Here is a 16,569-nt window from a genome sequence, read left to right on the forward strand (position 1 = left end):
TGAAGCGGTCAACTTCACGCAGACTCATGGTGATCAACCCTCGATCCTTCACGGCGCGCTGACTCATGGTGATCAACCCTCGATCCTTCACGGCGCGCTCCCGTCCAACCCAGGCGCTACCAGTATAGGTCTATCCAGAGGACATTCTGATGTGGCTGGAAGCGGACATTCTGATTTGGCCTTTACAATCCAAAAGACGCACAATGATGATTATGTTAAATAAACTATGCGGAGACTGGGCCGGCAGATCAACTGATGCCCTGAGCTTGGGTATGACACTCGACCGCTCAAAAAAACTGGTCATGGCACGATGCGCCTTGGCATGCACTGCCGAGGATGGCTAGAGTTAGCTCGGACCTAGTGCGCTAACACCGGGTCCGGGCGACTTCCATTTTTTACTAGGTCTCTACTCGTGCTCCGTCGGTCTGGTCTGAATCAGCGGATGCGGCGGCGACCTGCGAAGGCGAGCAAGCCGCCAACAAGGAGTAGCGCCGCCTCGAAGAGACTAAACGCTCCGCCACCACCGCCTTCCCCACTTGAGTTGCTACCACTACTTGTGTTGGCAGGTACCGCTGCCGACAGCAGCACACTGGTGCCGGCCGACAGTCCTGAGGCGTTGTCAGTCACGGTCAGGCCGAACTGGTAGTCGCCAGCCACTATGGGGGTGAACGAGGCGATCGCCGCATTGGCATTCAGCAACGTAACCCTCGGGCCGCTAAGCTGGGTCCAGGCAAACGAGACGTTGGCGCTGCTGGACTGGCTGCCATCAAGTGCCACCGTCGTCCCGGTACTCACCGACTTCGGCGCAATCGCCGACGCGCTGGGAACAATGGCCTGCGCTGCCAGGGTAACGGCCCCGAATGCGTCGAGCATGCCGGCGCCGCAAATCCACGTGTTGCAGCTTGAGTCTACGAAAGACCGGGCACTCTTGCGCAGCAGTTGGCGTACCGCGGCAGGCGTCAGCGCCGGCCGCTGAGCAAGCATCAATGCCGCAACGCCAGCAACCTGTGGAACGGCATTGCTCGTGCCGATCCCAACCGACTTATAAATGGGCGAGTTACTGTCATCGCTATCATAGGACGTAGCACCGATGTCCTCCAGCGACCAGCCATAGACAGGATCAGGCTGCCTCACCACGCCGCCACCTCCCGGGCCGGCAACCGCAATTGCCGGACCAAAATTGCTATACGAACCGAGAGTGCCGGCGTAAGTCAATCCGGCAACGGCAATCGCGCCATGACATGTAGCGGGCGTTGTTACCGGGCCGCTTTCGTTACCTGCTGCCACCACCACCACGGCTCCCTTGGCGTTTGCATCTGCAATGGCCGCCTGCGTTACCGCATCGCACTGCGAGACTCCGGCGGCGCCAAGACTCATGCTGATGACCCGAGCTGGGTTCGGGTTGCCAGGAACGCCAGGTACGCTGGAACCTGCGGCCCATCGAATAGCGTCTGCGACGTCGAAGCTGCTCGCCTGGCATTCATCCATGACCTTGACGGGCAGAATAGACGCATTCGGGGCGACCCCCGCGATGCCCAATCCGTTGTTGGTTGCTGCCGCGGCAATGCCTGCCATGTTGGTGCCGTGATAGACCATGGTCGGCGCACTGCCGTTCTGCTGGGCAGCGTTGGCGCATTTCGCTCCAAAGGCCGGCGGCTGCGTGCTGGTGCCACGGCCGGTACGCGTGATGAAGCTGTAGCCTGGGAGCATCTTGCCCTGTAAGTCGGGATGGGTTGCGTTCACGCCGTTGTCGATAATGGCGATCACGATGCCATCGCCCTTGCTGCTCGACCAGGCATTCACCGCATTGATCGCGCCCTTGGCATTGCCCGGTATCGCCGGGTCATGCAGGTTCCATTGGTTAGGGGCCAGGTTGGGATCGTTCGGAATCCAGCCGCCGTTCAGCGTGTTCGTCCGATGGTGGGTTTCCGCTTCGACCCAATCGACGCCGCGGATCGTCCGCAGGGCATCCAGGATGCGAGCGCGCTCCTGGTCATTGATATTGTCCGGCAGCGAAATCACCCAGGCGCTGCCGGACATCAGGCGAACCATTTTGAGGTCCGCCCCGGTGGCGCTGCGAAAGGTCTGGATGACAGCCTCCGCATTGGAAGCGCCGTCGAACTTGACGGCCACCTGTTCGCCGGCCTGGACCACCCCAGCGAGCAACAGCGCTGCGCAAACACCAACCAACCATTTCTTCTTCACATTCTTCCTCCAACTTGCGCAACTTCCGAAAACAGAGCGCCAGGTAGGAAGCGGTGTCCGCGTGAGTTGCTACGGCGATTTGAAAACGACGAACCAGGTGGGATCTTTGGCCGACTTTTATACAGCGCGTGAATTCTCGCGGCTAACGTAGCCGCCTGCCTATTCGTAAAATTACAAGTGTTGTCTGAGCATAAAAATCCGACTTTTCTCACCAAAAATCGGACTAGTCCGATTCCATCATCTCCGTCACTATGCTAGGTTCGCCATGGATGACAATCTGCGCAGGCCATTTGGCTACTTGATGGAAAGACAAACCACACAGGAATGGAGGGCCTGTATGTTTAGCCATCGCTTGCACACATATCTTCCCTGGCCATTACGGCAAGTCGTGATAACTGCATCAAGGATTCCATGAAGGAGAATAATGAGATTTTTCTTATAAAGAAATTTCCGATTAATTGAATCGTATTTCCAGAATCGAACCAAGAAATATCCAGTAGTATGAAAATAAAAAATAGAATGCCGACTAACTTTCATTTTTTCATTATTATTTTTTACGACGAAAGTCGCGGGAAGAATTCGGCGGATGGATCGCACGTTGTACTGACTACGCCAGCATCAGGCTTCCACATTGCAGAGGCAAAGCCGTGACAGCATTTGAGCCCGGGCTTTTGCAGTTCCTATATGCGGCCTGCGCAAGTCTCTCTGCATCAGCGGGCCGTATCTCCTACGCGCCTGGGATTGCAGTGCCGCTGATCGTGCAAGAATTTGGAGATGTCGGGATGGACTTTCCTCCCGTAGCATCTCCATTTCGATGGAGCGGCCCCGCCCTGCCGCGGTTGCTTTCCGCCGACCTCATTGAGAGCGCCTTCTATGGGCCGGACGGCTCGGCGTCGCGGCTTCTCATCCAGAGCGCCCCTCGTCCCGACGTCGGCTCCATTCTCGCTGCTCACGCGAGGCTTCACGCCGCCTATGACAATGCGTATTCAAGGAACACTGAGACATCGAGCAGTCCTGCTCGATTAAACGACAGGGAGAAGAATGTACTCGCGTACGCGGCGCTCGGCCTGTCAAGCAAGGAGATCGCCCAAGAGCTCGGGATTTCAGCTCGTACCGTGGACTACTATGTGGATCTCGCGCGCGATAAGCTAGGCGCTCACAATCGAACTGAAGCGATCGTCCGAGGAATCCTCACGCGCCAGATTTGCGCGCTCAAACTACCAGGCGAGCGGGAGACGTAACGAATAGTGGCGGAACATTGCACGTGAGCACAAGGTCGGCGGGAGAAAGGCGGCTTGCAAAGATGGAAGTGGGCCGGACAGGCTGCAAGCAATGGCAAAGGTGGTCGCACTTCCCACCCTGCCCCAGCCCGCTGATGCTCCCCCATGCCTCGATTGAGCCGTATTCTGTGAAACCGCAGCCTGGCTGAACAATATGGCTATATCTCCAGGACCGATTGGGGCGCCATGGGACGGAGGGGGCACGGTGGAGTCAAGCGTTTGATCAGGCTTTCACGGAGCCGTAACGCGCAGCCAGTCCGTCTACAGCCTGGCTGAAATCCCGAATCGTCTCTTCAATGATCTGCCGTACCGTTTTTACGGAATCAATACGCCCGCAAACCTGACCGGTCAGCGGAACGGCCGCCTCCATGTCGCCGCCGAAGTAGAGTTGCTGCACGCCGGCGAATTCGCTTTTGATGCTCTCCGGCACCTGCTCTTCGATCCGGGACGTGCGTGCCGTGCGCAGGGCCCGCAGCGCTGGGCCATTGCCGCCGCGATTGAGAAAAACGGTGTCCGTTTCGCGGGCATCGACAATGGCGTTCTTCCAATTGTCGTGAACGGGTGACTCTACCGACGACAACATGCGCGTGCCCATCTGGATCCCCTCGGCACCCATGGCAAAGGCCGCCGCCATGGTGGCACCGTCGCAGAAACCGCCGGCTGCGATGACCGGGACATCGACCTTCGAGYAGACCAGCGGTAGCAACACCATTGAGGCGACGTCACGCTGATTCTTGAAGCCGCCGCCCTCGCTGCCTTCGACGATCAGGCCATCCACGCCGGCGGCGACCGCCTTGAGCGCGCCAGCCAGCGTGGGCACCACATGGAAAACCGTCAGGCCGGCGGCCTTCAGTTCGGCGCAATAGCGCGTCGGGTCGCCGGCGGATGTGGTCACGAAGCGGATTCCCTCGTCGACGACGAATTGCACGATGGCTGGGTCGCGCACATAAGTCAGGGCAATGTTGACGCCGAACGGCTTGTCGGTCAGTTCGCGCATCTTGCGGATCTCACCACGGATGGTATCCAGTTCTCCGGATGAGGTCTCGATGATGCCCATGCCACCTGCACCGGGCCCGGGCGATCCATCCCATGGGCGCCTGGACGATAGGATGCTGGACGCCAAGCATCCTTGTAACGCGATTGTTTATGGTCATGCCTATTTGTCTCCGCTCGGTAACCCGTGATCGTTGATTGGGCATTCAATTTCGCAATGCCGAATCAATGCAACTGGTTGCATATTCATGGCACCCCGCCAAGCAGTCGATCCTGAAGTTCGTGGCCGGCGTGACCCGCGAAGGCGCTCCCACCTATACGCGAATCACGCTAGACGGGCGCGGCTATTTTCATCGCATCTGGCGCGATCCATGCGGACGTTGGCCCGGTGGTCTGTCTTATGAAATGCCCGATCTGCGCGATCGCGGCATCTGACTCCCGCAGCACGCCAGCGTGCAGCTGGAATACGTGCCAGAGGCCATCGAATTGCTGGAGTTGCGCCTGCACGCCGGCGGCAATGGCCGCAGCGGCAAGGCGCTCGGCATCCGACAGGAGCACTTCTTCCGAGCCCACCTGGATCAGCATGGGCGGCAGGCCGCGCAGGTCGGCGAACAGTGGAGAGCAGCCCGGATCGTTCGCAGGCCTGGCACCGCGATAGGCAGTGGCACAAGCTTGCAGCCATTGCGGATGGACCAGGCAATCGCGCTCCGCATGGGTCTGCAAGCTGGCACCGGCAAGACTAAGGTCCACCCACGGCGAGAGCAGCACCAGCGATGCCGGCAGCGGCAGGCCGCTGTCGCGAATGGCCACGGCGGTGGCCACTGCCAGGCCACCGCCGGCGGAATCCCCGGCCAGCGCGATCTGCGACGGCGCGTGCCCCTGTTCCAGCAGAGCCGCGTAGACCGCCAGCGCGTCGCGCAGCGCGGCCGGAAAGGGGTGCTCCGGCGCCAGGCGATAATCCGGCAGCCACACCTGCGCCTGCGCGGCTTTGGCAAAGTGCGCCATCAGCTTGCCGTGGCTGCCCTCCCCGCCCATCACATAGCCGCCGCCGTGCAGGTACAGCACGGTGCGCGCCGGCCGCTGCGCTGTTGGCGAAAACAGGATAGCGGGCACGCCAGCTATCTTGTGCCGGCTCCGCGCCGTGCCTCGCGCGCCGAGCAGGAATAGCCCAATAAAGCGGCCCCAGCGCCGCTGGGCTCGCGCGGAGAAGCTTGGCGAGAGCACCGGCTTGACGCACCTGCGCACAAACCAGGAAAGCAGGGTTCTCTTCATGATTCGCCCTGTGGTTCAGGCCGCTGGATGGCCGGGCGCGGGATGCAGTTCGTAATCCCGCAGGTCCAGCTTGCTAGCCATGCGGCGGTACGTAAACGTGAAGCCAGGCCAGTTGATGGTGTTCTTGCCCGTGGCCGTCTTGTACCAGGAGGTGCAGCCCGCTTCCCAGACGCTGTGCTTCAACTGCCTTTGCACCATGTCGGAGAATGCCTTCTGGCGTGAGGCCTTCACGTTCATGAAGTGCAGGCCGGGCGCCTGCAGGCTGCCGACGCACTGCATGACGTAGCGCACCTGCGACTCCAGCATGAAGACGATCGAGCTGTGCGCGAGGTTGGTGTTAGGGCCATAGAGCATGAACAGGTTCGGGAAGCCGGAAACGCTGATGCCCTTGTAGGCTTCCGCACCATCGCGCCAGGCCTGATTGAGGTCGATGCCACTTAGCCCGGTCACCCGCATCGGCGCCAGGAAGTCGGTAGCCTGGAAGCCCGTGCCGTAGATGATGGCGTCCACCGGATGGCGCTCCCCATCGCGCGTCAGAATGGCGTCGGCTTCCACGCGTAAGATGCCTTGCGTGATCAGGTCCACATGGTCCTGGTCCACGGCCTGGTACCAGTCATTCGAGATCAGCACGCGCTTGCAGCCGATCTTGTACTCGGGAATGAGCTTGCGGCGCTTCTCCGGATTCCGGACGTGGCGCCTGGCCTCCCGGCGCGCCTGCAGCGCGACGAGTTCCAGCAGCCAGCCAAAGCGCGTAAAGCCCAGCGCGCGGCTCTCGTTTTTCCAGTAGATCATGGCGCGATACAGGCGCTCTGCCACCGGTGCATGCTTGAACAGCCATTCTTCCAGTGCGGTAAACGGCCTGTCCGGCTTGGGCACGACCCACGCGGCGGAACGCTGGAACAGTTTCAGCGCCTTCACCTTGGGGACGATCTGCGGCACGAACTGGATCGCGCTGGCGCCGGTGCCGATCACTGCGACAGTCTTGCCCGCCAGATCGTAGCTGTGGTCCCAGCGCGCGGAGTGAAATACCTTGCCCTGGAATGCATCGATCCCGGGAACTGCTGGCACGGCCGGGCGATTGAGCTGGCCGCAGGCGGTCACAAGCACGCGCGCGCGCAACACGGCGCCGTCGCTGCTGGTGATGACCCAGTGGCCGGCTTCCTTGTCGAAATCCGCCGAGGTGACTTCCCTGCCGAACCGCAGGTGGGGGGCCAGGCCGTATCGCTTCACGCAGCCCTGCATGTAGGAAAGGATCTCGGACTGCTGGCCGAACTTGCGCGACCAGTCGGCCTTGGGCGCAAAGGAATAGGAGTACAGGTGCGACTGCACATCGCAAGCCGCGCCCGGATAGTGATTGTCGCGCCAGGTGCCGCCGACGCCATCTGCCTTCTCCAGGATGACGAACGCGTCGATGCCGGCCTGCTTGAGCTGAATGGCCATGCACAGGCCGCCAAATCCGGACCCGATGATCGCGATCATGGTCGTGTTTGCGCTCGCCATCTCGGCGCTGGCCCCATCGGGGCTTTCCTTCTGTGACGTGGCCATCTTGTCTCCTGCCTGCATCGGTTTTGTTTTAAGTGTCCGAAGGGTACGCGCGGCCAGGCAGTGCGGTAATGACAAAATCGGACAAAAAATCGATAATCGGGGACACCAGATCAGAGAGTGGAAAGCCCCGCCATGCCGAGATGGAGTTTCGAGCGCAACGTGACCAGTATGTGCTTGATGGCCGATTTCGCGGTCATGCATGGCCTGACCGTGCCGGCCGTGCTGGCGGGTACTGGCGTTACCGAGGCTCAACTGACGGACCCCAACCTGCTTGTGCGTGGCGAGCAGGAGCTCCGCTTGATCCGCAATATGGTCGACGCGCTAAGCGATGCACAGGGCCTTGGCATCGAGGTCGGCCAACGCTACCACTTCACCGCATTTGGCGTACTTGGCCTGGCCATCTTCAGCAGTCAGACGCTGAGTGCAGCGCTCGATGTGGCGCTGCAGTATTTCGACCTGACCTTTGCCTTCACGTCGTTTCGAGTCGAAGAGGCTGGGCAGCAAACGTGGCTCGTCGTGGATGACTCGGACGTGCCGGAAGGCCTGCGGCAGTTCAATGTGGAACGCGATATGGCCGCCTTCCTCACCGTGCTGCGGGATCTGTTCGATGCGGTGCCGATCCAGGAAACCGTGCACCTGCGCTTCGCCCGGCCGGACAGCACCGAGCCCTACCGGCGCGTCTTCGGCGTCGAACCCGCATTTGGCATGCCACACAACGCCATCTTGCTGGACAGCAAGCTGCTCGCCGAACGGCTGCCCCAGGCCAACGTGCTGGCGCAGTCCGCCGCGCGCGATCAGTGCCGCAAGTTGCTGGATGCCCGGCGTGCGCGCCTCGGCCTGGCAGGCCGCGTGCGCGACCTGCTGGCGGCCCACTGTGCCGAAATGCCGGGTATGACGGCGGCGGCCGACAACCTCCACATGACGGCGCGAACCCTACGGCGACGGTTACTGGACGAAGGCACGACCTACGCGGAACTGCGCGATGAAGTGCGGCAGACGCTGGCCGAGGCGTTCCTGAGTGGCCCGCACCAGTCGATCGAACAGATTGCCGCGCGACTGGGCTATGCCGAGGCGACTAGTTTCATCAATGCGTTCAGGCGCTGGCGCGGGCAGACGCCGCATGCCTTCCGGCTGGCGCTGCGCTCGGCGCGCAGTGGTGATGACTGACGGCATGGCGCCCGGCCCCAAGGCAATCGGCTCGGCGAACCGAAGGACGCTAGTCGTCAATGCCCTGGATTCGCCCCTCCAAGCACGCCATGTTCACACAGAACGGCACAACACAAACCTATCATAGATATCGTGTTACACTTCATAAAACGATATCTATAATCAAACCAACGGCCAATTACCCCTCGTCTGGACTTTCATTAGGAAGACAACATCATAGAAATCGTTTTAACTCACTTAAAAAGATATCTATAACTGGAGTTTTTGTGCCGAAGAAGCTGCTGCATGCCGAAGCCGTACCATCGCTGGTTGCGGAACGCCTGCGAACCTGGGGCCGCTGCATACGCACGCAACGCGTCGCACAACACATTCCCGCCGCCGACCTGTGCGCGCGAATGGGCATCTCGGATGCGACCTTGCGTCGAGTCGAACGGGGCGATCCAGGCGCGGGCGCCGCAACCTATCTCACCGCTCTGCTGATACTCGGGTTGCTGGATATGGCTGCACCGCCGCCGGACCCGCGTTATTGGGCGACCAGTCCGCATGCCAGGGCTCGCCCGCCGGCTTCCGAGAGGGATGATGACTACTTCTAAGCCGCTGTTCATCTACCTGCAACGCCCGGACACGGGCGATTGGGTAACCGTCGGTCGCTATGCCCAACACGCAGACGGACGCACCGGCGTGTTCCGATATGCCCCGAGCTACATGGATGCGGCTCTGCCGTGGTCCATCGATCCGGTCAATCTGCCACTCATTGCCGGCATCGACCATCTCGCCCATCGGTATCGCGGCCTGCACGACGTGTTGCGTGATGCCTGCCCGGATTCGTGGGGACGGATGCTTTTACAGCGCGAACATAATCTTGCCGACGATGCGCACGACAGCACTTATTTGAGACTGGCCAGGAATGGCGATCGCTGGGGGGCACTGGCCGTCGGCGTCTCGCGCAAGCCGTCCGTGGATGTCATCACAAGCCCCAAGCTGCTGCAACTTGAAGGGTTGGCCGAAGAACTGCTTGCCATGTACGAAAGGCGCCCCCCCGTCGATGCGAGGCTGCGCAGGATGCTCATGGCCACGCCCAGCCTGGGCGGCGCCCGGCCCAAGGGCACGCTGCAAGACGGCGAGGACTACTGGCTGGTCAAGCCGATTCTGCCCAGCGACACGGCAGACATTCCCAGCCTGGAACACTTCACCTTGCAGTGGGGTGCTACCGCAGGCATGCATTTCGCGCGATCGGTGCATCACCATGTCAAAGACGGGCTAAGCGTAGTGCGCATTTGCCGCTTCGATCGCCACGGCCAACAAAGAACCATGACACTCAGTGGCGCCTCCTTGCTGAGCGCCGAGTATCCCGGCGGACTGTCAGCCTCGTGGAGCTACCCGCGCCTGGCACAGGAACTGAAACGGATAGGCGCGCCGCTCGAAGACCGGATCGAGCTGTTCGAACGCATGGTGTTCAACGCCATCGTCGGCAATGMTGACGACCATCCACGCAATCATGCGACTATTTACCACGCGCGGGAACAGCGCTGGCGACTCTCGCCGGCGTTCGACGTCGTTCCCAATCCCGACGCGCAACCCAGGACGCTCACCATGCAACTGTCCGAGGGCCGCTTCGATATCGCGCGCGACGCAGTGCTGACGGATGCGGTGCACTTCGGGTTTGATGACAAGAACGCAGCCGCAACGCATCTGAATCAATTGTTGGCGCGTATTGCCGATACCTTTCCCACAGTGAACGCCCACCTGTCTACCGAACTGAGACAACGCATGCGCGAGCGCCTCGCAAGTGGCTTACAGGCGCTCCAAGCGTAAGAGCACGCCGGCTCGCCAGCGTCATGCGCGCGGGCCCGGCCAGACAGGCCGGGCCCGCAGCCAAGACCGCTTCAGTGCCCGGCTTCGGCCTGCGCGGCCTCAATCGACTCCATCACCACGCGGCGCGCGTCAAACTCCTCCGCGATCTTCTGGTCCTGCGCGAACTGCGCCTCGACGTCGACATTGGCAAACTCGATCGCGCCCATGTCGGCAAACGCGGCCTGCACGCKCGGGCTCCACAGGCCGATATCCTTGACGGTCGGCACGATCCGGCTGAACAGCCGCTGGCGGAACTGCCGCATGGTCTCGGACTCCCGCACGGCCTTGGCGCACTCTTCTTCCGGCAGGCCAAGCCGGCACCAGACTTCCTTCTGATCGAAGCGATCGCGCATCAGGTAGCAGGCCTCGATCACGAAGTCTTCGCGCTCTTTGCGCTCGGCTTCCGTCAGTTGAGGATAGTAGCCGCGCAGCGCAGTACGGCCGAAGGCAACGTGGCGCGCTTCGTCCTGCATCACGTAGGCGTTGATCGATGCCGCCAGCGGATTCTTGGAGAAATCGCGAATGCGCTGGAAAGCGGCCAGTGCCAGGCCTTCCACCAGCACCTGCATGCCGAGGTAGCAGAAGTCCCAGCGCGAGTCGGTCAGGATGGTTTCAAGCAGCGATTTCAACCCGGACGTGATTGGATAGATGATCCCGACCTTTTCGTGCAGCAGGCGCGAATAGGCTTCCACGTGCCGCGCTTCGTCCATGGTCTGCGTGGCGGCATAGAACTTGGCGTCCATCTCCGGCACCATCTGCACGATGCGCGCAGACACCATCAGCGCGCCCTGTTCGCCATGCAGGAACTGCGACAACGAATGCGCCTGCTGGTGGCGGCGCACGTCGATGCGGTCGTGCTTGCCCATCTTCTCCCATAGCGGCGTGCCGTAGATAGGGATCATCCGGTCATCGAGTTCCTGCGGGTTCTCGGGGTCGAGCTCCTGCGACCAGTCGATCCGGTCTGTGGCGTTCCATTGCTGCTTCTTGCTGGTCTCGTAGAGCTGCAGCAGCTTGGAATTCTCGTTGTCGTACTCCCAGTTGAACTCGGTGGAAACCTGGCTGCCGATCGACCAGCCTGTCTGGACCACCGGCAACGTGTAACGATGAAGGGATGACATGCAATCTCCTTTGGCGCTCATGGGTTTTGACCGCTCTCCCCGCCTGTTTTCCTTACCCTAGCCGGTGGTGGGATCGGTCTTGAATTTGCTTTTGCTTCCGGCTATAAACAGAATCATAATTCTCTTTCTTGTTATTTCAAGGGTCCGGCACAGGGCCCGCAGAAGCCAGGAGATATTGATGCAGTTCCACAATCTGACTGTCGCGCAGATCACTCGGGAGACCGAAGACGCCCGTTCCTACGCGCTCTTGGTCCCCGATGCGCTGCAGCAATCCTTCGTGTATCGCGCCGGCCAGCACCTCACCTTCCGGGTAAACGTGGACGGGAAAACACTGCTACGCAGCTATTCGCTTTCCAGCTCGCCCGAGGCAGGCGGCCTTCCCGTCGTCACCGTCAAGCGCATCCCGGGGGGCCGCGCGTCGGGCTGGTTCCATGCGCATGTCGGCGCTGGCACGCAACTGGAGGTAAGCGCGCCGACCGGCCGGTTCGTGTGCGAGAACATGGACGCCCCGCTCTTCTTCTGCGCGGCGGGCAGCGGCATTACGCCGGTGCTGTCGATGATCCGTTCGGCGCTGGCATCCACCAACTGCGCGATGACGCTCTACTACGCCAATCGCGATGCCGGCAGCACGATCTTCGCGGCGGAGATCGCCAGGCTGTCCCGCGACAATCCCGATCGGCTGGCCGTGCATCTGCACCACGACGATACCGATGGTTTTCCCGAACGCGGCAAGATTGCCGCCTTGCTCTCGGCGGTGCCACACTGCCAGCTCTATCTGTGCGGCCCCGGGCCATTCATGCAGACCGTGCTGGAAGCCGCTGAAGTGGCCGGCATGGCGCCGGGGCGCGTGCATCTGGAGCGATTTGACGCGGCCGCGCAGGAGACCGAGGTGGCAAGCGCGGCGCCAATGCCTGCGCAGGCTTGCGACGCCACGGTAACCCTCGGCGGCGCCCTGCATGTGGTGCGGGTTGCCAGCGGCCAGTCCCTGCTGCAGGCCGCGCTGGCCTGCGGCGTGGATGCGCCCTATGCCTGCGAGGAAGGCTATTGCGGCTCGTGCGCGGCCAAGTGCGTGGATGGCGCGGTCGTCCATGCACGCAACGATGTTTTCAGTGCTGACGAACTTGCCGCCGGCTGGATCCTGACCTGCCAGGCGCGCCCGCGCCAGGAGCGGCCGGTCGCCATCACCTTCGACGTATGACACCCGAAACCACGGCCCCCTCTGATGCCGCGGCGCCAACACTGCGCGCGGGGCTGAAACAGCCCCGCCAGGAGAGAAGCGAGGCCACGCTGAAGGCGCTGCTTGCCGCCGGGAGAGCGCTGATCAACGAGGCCGGCAGCCTGACTGGCTTCTCGCTCGCCGATCTCGTGCGGGCCGCGTCCACTTCCGTTGGTGCGTTCTATGCGCGCTTTCCGGACAAGGAGACCTTCTGCGCGCTAGTGCTGGAAGACACACTGGCAGAGCTGCGCGCCGAGCTGGACTATTCGCTGGCCACGGACCCCGCCTGGGACGCAGGGCCGGCCCACGCGATCTGCACGCGCATCGTCGGCTTCTATATCGGCCTGTTCCGCAAGCACCGTGGCCTGTTTGCCGCGTATATGCGGCATAGCCCCGCACAGAACCCCTTGTGGCAACCCATTCGCGAGGCCAACCGGCAGATCCTGGATGCCATGGTGCCGCGCCTGGCCAGCCGCGTTGCCGCCGGGCGCTTTAGCGGGCCGGACGACGAGACCCGCATCGCGGTCCAGCTTGTCATCAGTGCATTGACCAACATCGTGATGCATACGCCCAGCGCCCTGGATCTGTACGATCCGCGGCAGGAGCAACGGCTCACCGAGATGCTGCACCGCTACCTTGCCTTGCCAGCGGCGGGCGACGTCTTGCCTACGCCTCCGGCAGCATCAGATAGCGGCTCATCATGCGGATCAGGTGGGTTTCCAGCTTGCGTTGCTCCAGGTGCAGCGGGCCCGGATCGTTGAGCAACAGATTGGCCAGCGTGCCCACCAGGAACTGAATGGCGACGCGCACCTCGAAGTTCGCGGTGCCAGCGCGTGGGGAATCGAGTTGCCTGGCCAGCAATGGCACAAGCAAATCCTGGATGCGTCGGTTGGCCTGCCGCATGGGATTGTCGCCGCCCCCGGTCGCGGAGTAATGCCGCAGGAAGCCTTTGAACAGGCCACGATTCTGGCGAAACTGGCCTACGTAGACGCGCACGATGCGCTCCACGATGGCCGTAGCCGAACCGGCTTGCCAGACCGGATCCCTGGCGATGGATTTTTTCGTGAGCGCTTCAGCCTCGTCCAGCGCAGCCTCAAGCATGAACTGGAGGAACGCCTCCTTGTCCTTGAAGCGGGCATAGAAGGCGCCAATCGACGTCTCGGCGGCCTTCACGACGTCATTCAGGGAAATGTCATCCAGGTCGCCGCGTTGCTCTGCCAGCGCACGCCCCGCCTTGATCATGTTGACCAGGTTCTGCTCGCTGCGCGGCTGGCGTGGGGGGCGCATGGCTGGCGGGGTGACGGTGATTGCGACGGGTCCCTTTGCGGCTCGCTGCGCGGGCGCGCCCTGGCTAGCGGACGCGCTGGCTGGCGTCGAAGATTTTCGGCGAATAGGCATGGAGTACAAATAAACGATAAGCGCAAGCAATGCCGCATTATGCGGCCTTCTTACCGTTGCCCCGCCGCATTGATTGCCGCGCTGGCGCCGTTCTTGGGCGTCATGATCAGGAGAGCCTGGCGTTCACCTCGCCAGCGACCCCCGCGATGCACGCGATGGCATTTTGCGCCATCGGTGACGGCGTCCGGTTGCGCAGGCTGACAACGCCCATCTCGGAGAACAGCGACGGCAGTCCCTCGATGCGCAGCGGCAGCAGCGCGCCGGCATCGAGATCGGCTTGCACCGATGTCCGCGTGGCGGCGAGAACCGTGTCGGTGGACAACGCCACGGCCCGCAGGATAGCAATGTCATCGCACTCGAGCGCAAGCACAGCTTCCTCGCCCGCCGGCAAGCCGAGCACCCTGGCCAGCTCGGTATTCAGGACGCTTGGCAACTTGGTCGCCGCGACGCCGAACTGCCAGGCATCGGCCACCGTGCATTGACGTCCGGCAAGCGGGTGCGCGATGCGTACGTAGAAGAAACCGGGTTGCGTCCCCAGTGGACGGATTTCCAGTGCAGGGTCTTGCGGCAGGTCGCGCACGTCCGCGACGAAAAACTCGATGTCTTCGGCGCGCAGGCGTTCCAGCAACTGCTGCCAGTTGCTCTCTTCCACGCGCAGGGCCACTTTGGGATAGAGGCGCCGCAGTTCGGACAGCGCCCGCGGCATCAGGGTCGCTGCCGGGAATGGCCCGGCGCCGAAGGCGGTGTCGCCCAGCTGGCTGTCTCGGAAAAGATCGACATCGCGCTGCAGGCACCGCGCATCGAAGAGCAGCCTGCGGGCCCGCCCGATCACGAACTCGCCGGCCGGGGTCGGCCGCACATCGCCCACGTCACGATCGAACAGGCGGATGCCGAGGTCCGCCTCGATGGCCTGGATGCTGCGGCTGAACGCAGGCTGGCTGAGGTGCACCCGCTCAGCAGCCCGCGCGAAATGCAGAACATCGGCAAGCGCCAGAACGTGGCTAAGGCGGCGAAGGTCCATCATGATGCGTTGCTCCGTACGCATTGGAACATTGCATAGTATGCATTTGACGCATTGCCAGTGCAAGCCTACAGTCAGCCGGACTAAAGCCTTTCAGGCCAAAAAGCGAGATCGGAGACAACCCCCAATGAGTCCGCACCTTCAGAACACCTTGATCGTGATCGCCATGCTTGGCTTTGCCTGCATGGAGTGGGTCACGCGGCGCTACAAGAACAGCGTCAACCCCACCCTGGACGATACCAAGCTGGAACTAGCGATGTTCGTGAGCCTGCTCGCGATCACCCAGCCTCTGGCCTTGCTGGGGGCCGGCAAGCTTTGCGCCTGGCTGATGCCGGAGCAACAAGGCGCGTGGGCGCACCTGCCATGGTGGGCAATGGCCGCGATCCTGCTGATTTGCGACGACATGACGCAATACTGGTGGCATCGCGTATCGCATTCGCCATTGTTGTGGCCTTTGCATCGCGCGCACCACACCGCGCAGTACATGAGCATCCGCATCACGTACCGGAACAATTTTTTCTATTACCTGATGATGCCGGGCCTGTGGATTGCAGGTGTGCTGCTGTATCTGGGTTTCGCTAAAGTCTACGGTGCGTACCTGGTCATCAAGCTGACTGTGATCCTTGGCGCGCACAGCGCATGGCGGTGGGACGAGCCCTTGTACCGGATCCGTGCACTGCGTCCGCTGATGTGGATACTGGAACGCACGATCTCCACGCCCGCCACCCACTGGGCGCACCACGCAATGACGAATGAGGACGGCATCGGCCACTACAAGGGCAATTTCGGCAATCTGCTGTTCTTCTGGGACATCCTGTTTGGCTCCGCGCACATCACGCGCAAGTATCCCGCCAAGATTGGCTTGCAGGACGACGTGCTGTTCGGGCAGGAGCGCTGGTTCACCCAGATGTTCTACCCGCTGTTCCAGTCGCGCCGGGCACACTCCGCGCTGCGCTTTGGTGGACGGGCTTATGCGGAAACCGACACCCATTCCGATACAGCACTGCAGATCGATAAACAGCAGAGGTCCACATGAATGTTCGCGCTCTGACAGAAGAACTGGCCAGCCAAGACATCCTGAGCGCCCGCGTTCAGGCCATGTTCGCCGCGCAACAGCAAGCCTTCCTGCGCCACACCTTGCCCGATGCCGGGCAGCGGCGTGAACACTTGCGCGCTCTCAAGCATCAACTGCTGCGTTACCAGGACGTGCTTGCCGAAGCGATCTCCCAGGATTTCGGCGGACGCTCTCTGGCCGAGACCAAGATGCTGGAAGTGCTGCCGACCACGCTGGAGATCCGTCATGCCATCTCGCATGTGCGCCGCTGGATGCGGGCGAGCCGTCGCTGGCCCGAACTGCTGTTCGCCAGCAACAGCCTGCGCGTTACCTACCTGTTAGCGCCGATGTAAAAATGACCCACCCCGCCGAAGTAAAACTGACCCACCTGATGGAGGATGGCGGATTTGCCGCCGATGCTGACACAGGAGCAAGCAGTGGAAATC

Annotated in this window: 16 protein-coding genes; 9 read left to right on the forward strand and 7 right to left on the reverse strand. The window is 61.9% G+C overall.

Features of this window, described 5'->3' with window-relative positions:
• The coding region (locus AC1DQR_RS38745; protein WP_477134983.1) for a hypothetical protein at positions 1 to 223 on the forward strand (223 nt) is incomplete at its 5' end.
• 212 nt (positions 224 to 435) lie between these two features.
• Here AC1DQR_RS38745 and mprA read toward each other — a convergent pair.
• The gene (gene mprA / locus AC1DQR_RS38750; protein ID WP_416048599.1) at positions 436 to 2,205 is read right to left on the reverse strand and encodes an MprA protease, GlyGly-CTERM protein-sorting domain-containing form; all 1,770 of its coding nucleotides are present in this window, start codon (positions 2,203 to 2,205) and stop codon (positions 436 to 438) included.
• A gap of 647 nt (positions 2,206 to 2,852) precedes the next feature.
• Here mprA and AC1DQR_RS38755 point away from each other — a divergent pair.
• Positions 2,853 to 3,446 (forward strand): helix-turn-helix domain-containing protein, encoded by a 594-nt coding sequence (locus AC1DQR_RS38755; protein ID WP_416048600.1) that lies wholly within the window; start codon positions 2,853 to 2,855, stop codon positions 3,444 to 3,446.
• Positions 3,447 to 3,708: 262 nt separating this feature from the next.
• On the opposite strand, the gene AC1DQR_RS38760 is transcribed toward AC1DQR_RS38755, so the two are convergent.
• The 3 genes from AC1DQR_RS38760 to AC1DQR_RS38770 form a co-directional block, all read right to left on the reverse strand.
• Positions 3,709 to 4,542, reverse strand: a complete 834-nt coding sequence (locus tag AC1DQR_RS38760; RefSeq protein WP_477134984.1) for an NAD(P)H-dependent flavin oxidoreductase — start codon at positions 4,540 to 4,542, stop codon at positions 3,709 to 3,711.
• 266 nt (positions 4,543 to 4,808) lie between these two features.
• On the reverse strand, positions 4,809 to 5,750 hold the full coding sequence (locus AC1DQR_RS38765) for an alpha/beta hydrolase (RefSeq protein WP_416048602.1): 942 nt from the start codon (positions 5,748 to 5,750) through the stop codon (positions 4,809 to 4,811).
• A 15-nt stretch (positions 5,751 to 5,765) separates the two neighbouring features.
• Positions 5,766 to 7,295, reverse strand: a complete 1,530-nt coding sequence (locus tag AC1DQR_RS38770; RefSeq protein ID WP_416048603.1) for a flavin-containing monooxygenase — start codon at positions 7,293 to 7,295, stop codon at positions 5,766 to 5,768.
• A 132-nt stretch (positions 7,296 to 7,427) separates the two neighbouring features.
• On the opposite strand from AC1DQR_RS38770, the gene AC1DQR_RS38775 reads away from it, so the two are divergent.
• From AC1DQR_RS38775 to AC1DQR_RS38785, 3 genes are all read left to right on the forward strand, one after another.
• Positions 7,428 to 8,462 (forward strand): AraC family transcriptional regulator, encoded by a 1,035-nt coding sequence (locus tag AC1DQR_RS38775; RefSeq protein WP_477134985.1) that lies wholly within the window; start codon positions 7,428 to 7,430, stop codon positions 8,460 to 8,462.
• A 266-nt stretch (positions 8,463 to 8,728) separates the two neighbouring features.
• Positions 8,729 to 9,055 (forward strand): helix-turn-helix domain-containing protein, encoded by a 327-nt coding sequence (locus AC1DQR_RS38780; RefSeq protein ID WP_416048605.1) that lies wholly within the window; start codon positions 8,729 to 8,731, stop codon positions 9,053 to 9,055.
• Positions 9,039 to 10,277 carry a type II toxin-antitoxin system HipA family toxin gene (locus AC1DQR_RS38785; RefSeq protein WP_477134986.1) on the forward strand — a complete coding sequence of 413 codons (1,239 nt, stop codon included), beginning with the start codon at positions 9,039 to 9,041 and terminating at the stop codon, positions 10,275 to 10,277. Before AC1DQR_RS38780 ends, AC1DQR_RS38785 begins: the two co-directional genes overlap by 17 nt.
• A 71-nt stretch (positions 10,278 to 10,348) precedes the next feature.
• On the opposite strand, the gene AC1DQR_RS38790 is transcribed toward AC1DQR_RS38785, so the two are convergent.
• The gene (locus AC1DQR_RS38790) at positions 10,349 to 11,434 is read right to left on the reverse strand and encodes a ferritin-like domain-containing protein (RefSeq protein WP_477134987.1); all 1,086 of its coding nucleotides are present in this window, start codon (positions 11,432 to 11,434) and stop codon (positions 10,349 to 10,351) included.
• Between the two features lie 178 nt (positions 11,435 to 11,612).
• Between AC1DQR_RS38790 and AC1DQR_RS38795 the strand changes: the two genes are divergently transcribed.
• Both AC1DQR_RS38795 and AC1DQR_RS38800 read left to right on the forward strand, forming a co-directional pair.
• The gene (locus AC1DQR_RS38795) at positions 11,613 to 12,632 is read left to right on the forward strand and encodes a 2Fe-2S iron-sulfur cluster-binding protein (protein WP_416048608.1); all 1,020 of its coding nucleotides are present in this window, start codon (positions 11,613 to 11,615) and stop codon (positions 12,630 to 12,632) included.
• Positions 12,629 to 13,411: a TetR/AcrR family transcriptional regulator gene (locus tag AC1DQR_RS38800; protein WP_416048609.1), complete on the forward strand. Its 783-nt coding sequence runs from the start codon at positions 12,629 to 12,631 to the stop codon at positions 13,409 to 13,411. Before AC1DQR_RS38795 ends, AC1DQR_RS38800 begins: the two co-directional genes overlap by 4 nt.
• Here the strand turns inward: AC1DQR_RS38800 and AC1DQR_RS38805 are convergent.
• Both AC1DQR_RS38805 and AC1DQR_RS38810 read right to left on the reverse strand, forming a co-directional pair.
• Positions 13,317 to 13,937, reverse strand: a complete 621-nt coding sequence (locus AC1DQR_RS38805) for a TetR/AcrR family transcriptional regulator (RefSeq protein ID WP_416048610.1) — start codon at positions 13,935 to 13,937, stop codon at positions 13,317 to 13,319. The genes AC1DQR_RS38800 and AC1DQR_RS38805 overlap by 95 nt on opposite strands.
• Before the next feature lie 217 nt (positions 13,938 to 14,154).
• Positions 14,155 to 15,072: a LysR family transcriptional regulator gene (locus AC1DQR_RS38810; RefSeq protein WP_477134988.1), complete on the reverse strand. Its 918-nt coding sequence runs from the start codon at positions 15,070 to 15,072 to the stop codon at positions 14,155 to 14,157.
• Between the two features lie 124 nt (positions 15,073 to 15,196).
• Between AC1DQR_RS38810 and AC1DQR_RS38815 the strand changes: the two genes are divergently transcribed.
• Both AC1DQR_RS38815 and AC1DQR_RS38820 read left to right on the forward strand, forming a co-directional pair.
• Positions 15,197 to 16,105: a sterol desaturase family protein gene (locus AC1DQR_RS38815; RefSeq protein WP_416048612.1), complete on the forward strand. Its 909-nt coding sequence runs from the start codon at positions 15,197 to 15,199 to the stop codon at positions 16,103 to 16,105.
• The gene (locus AC1DQR_RS38820) at positions 16,102 to 16,476 is read left to right on the forward strand and encodes a hypothetical protein (protein WP_477134989.1); all 375 of its coding nucleotides are present in this window, start codon (positions 16,102 to 16,104) and stop codon (positions 16,474 to 16,476) included. The genes AC1DQR_RS38815 and AC1DQR_RS38820 overlap by 4 nt, the downstream gene beginning before the upstream one ends.
• Positions 16,477 to 16,569: the final 93 nt, after the last annotated feature.

This window comes from Cupriavidus sp. 05L411 (assembly GCF_056398045.1).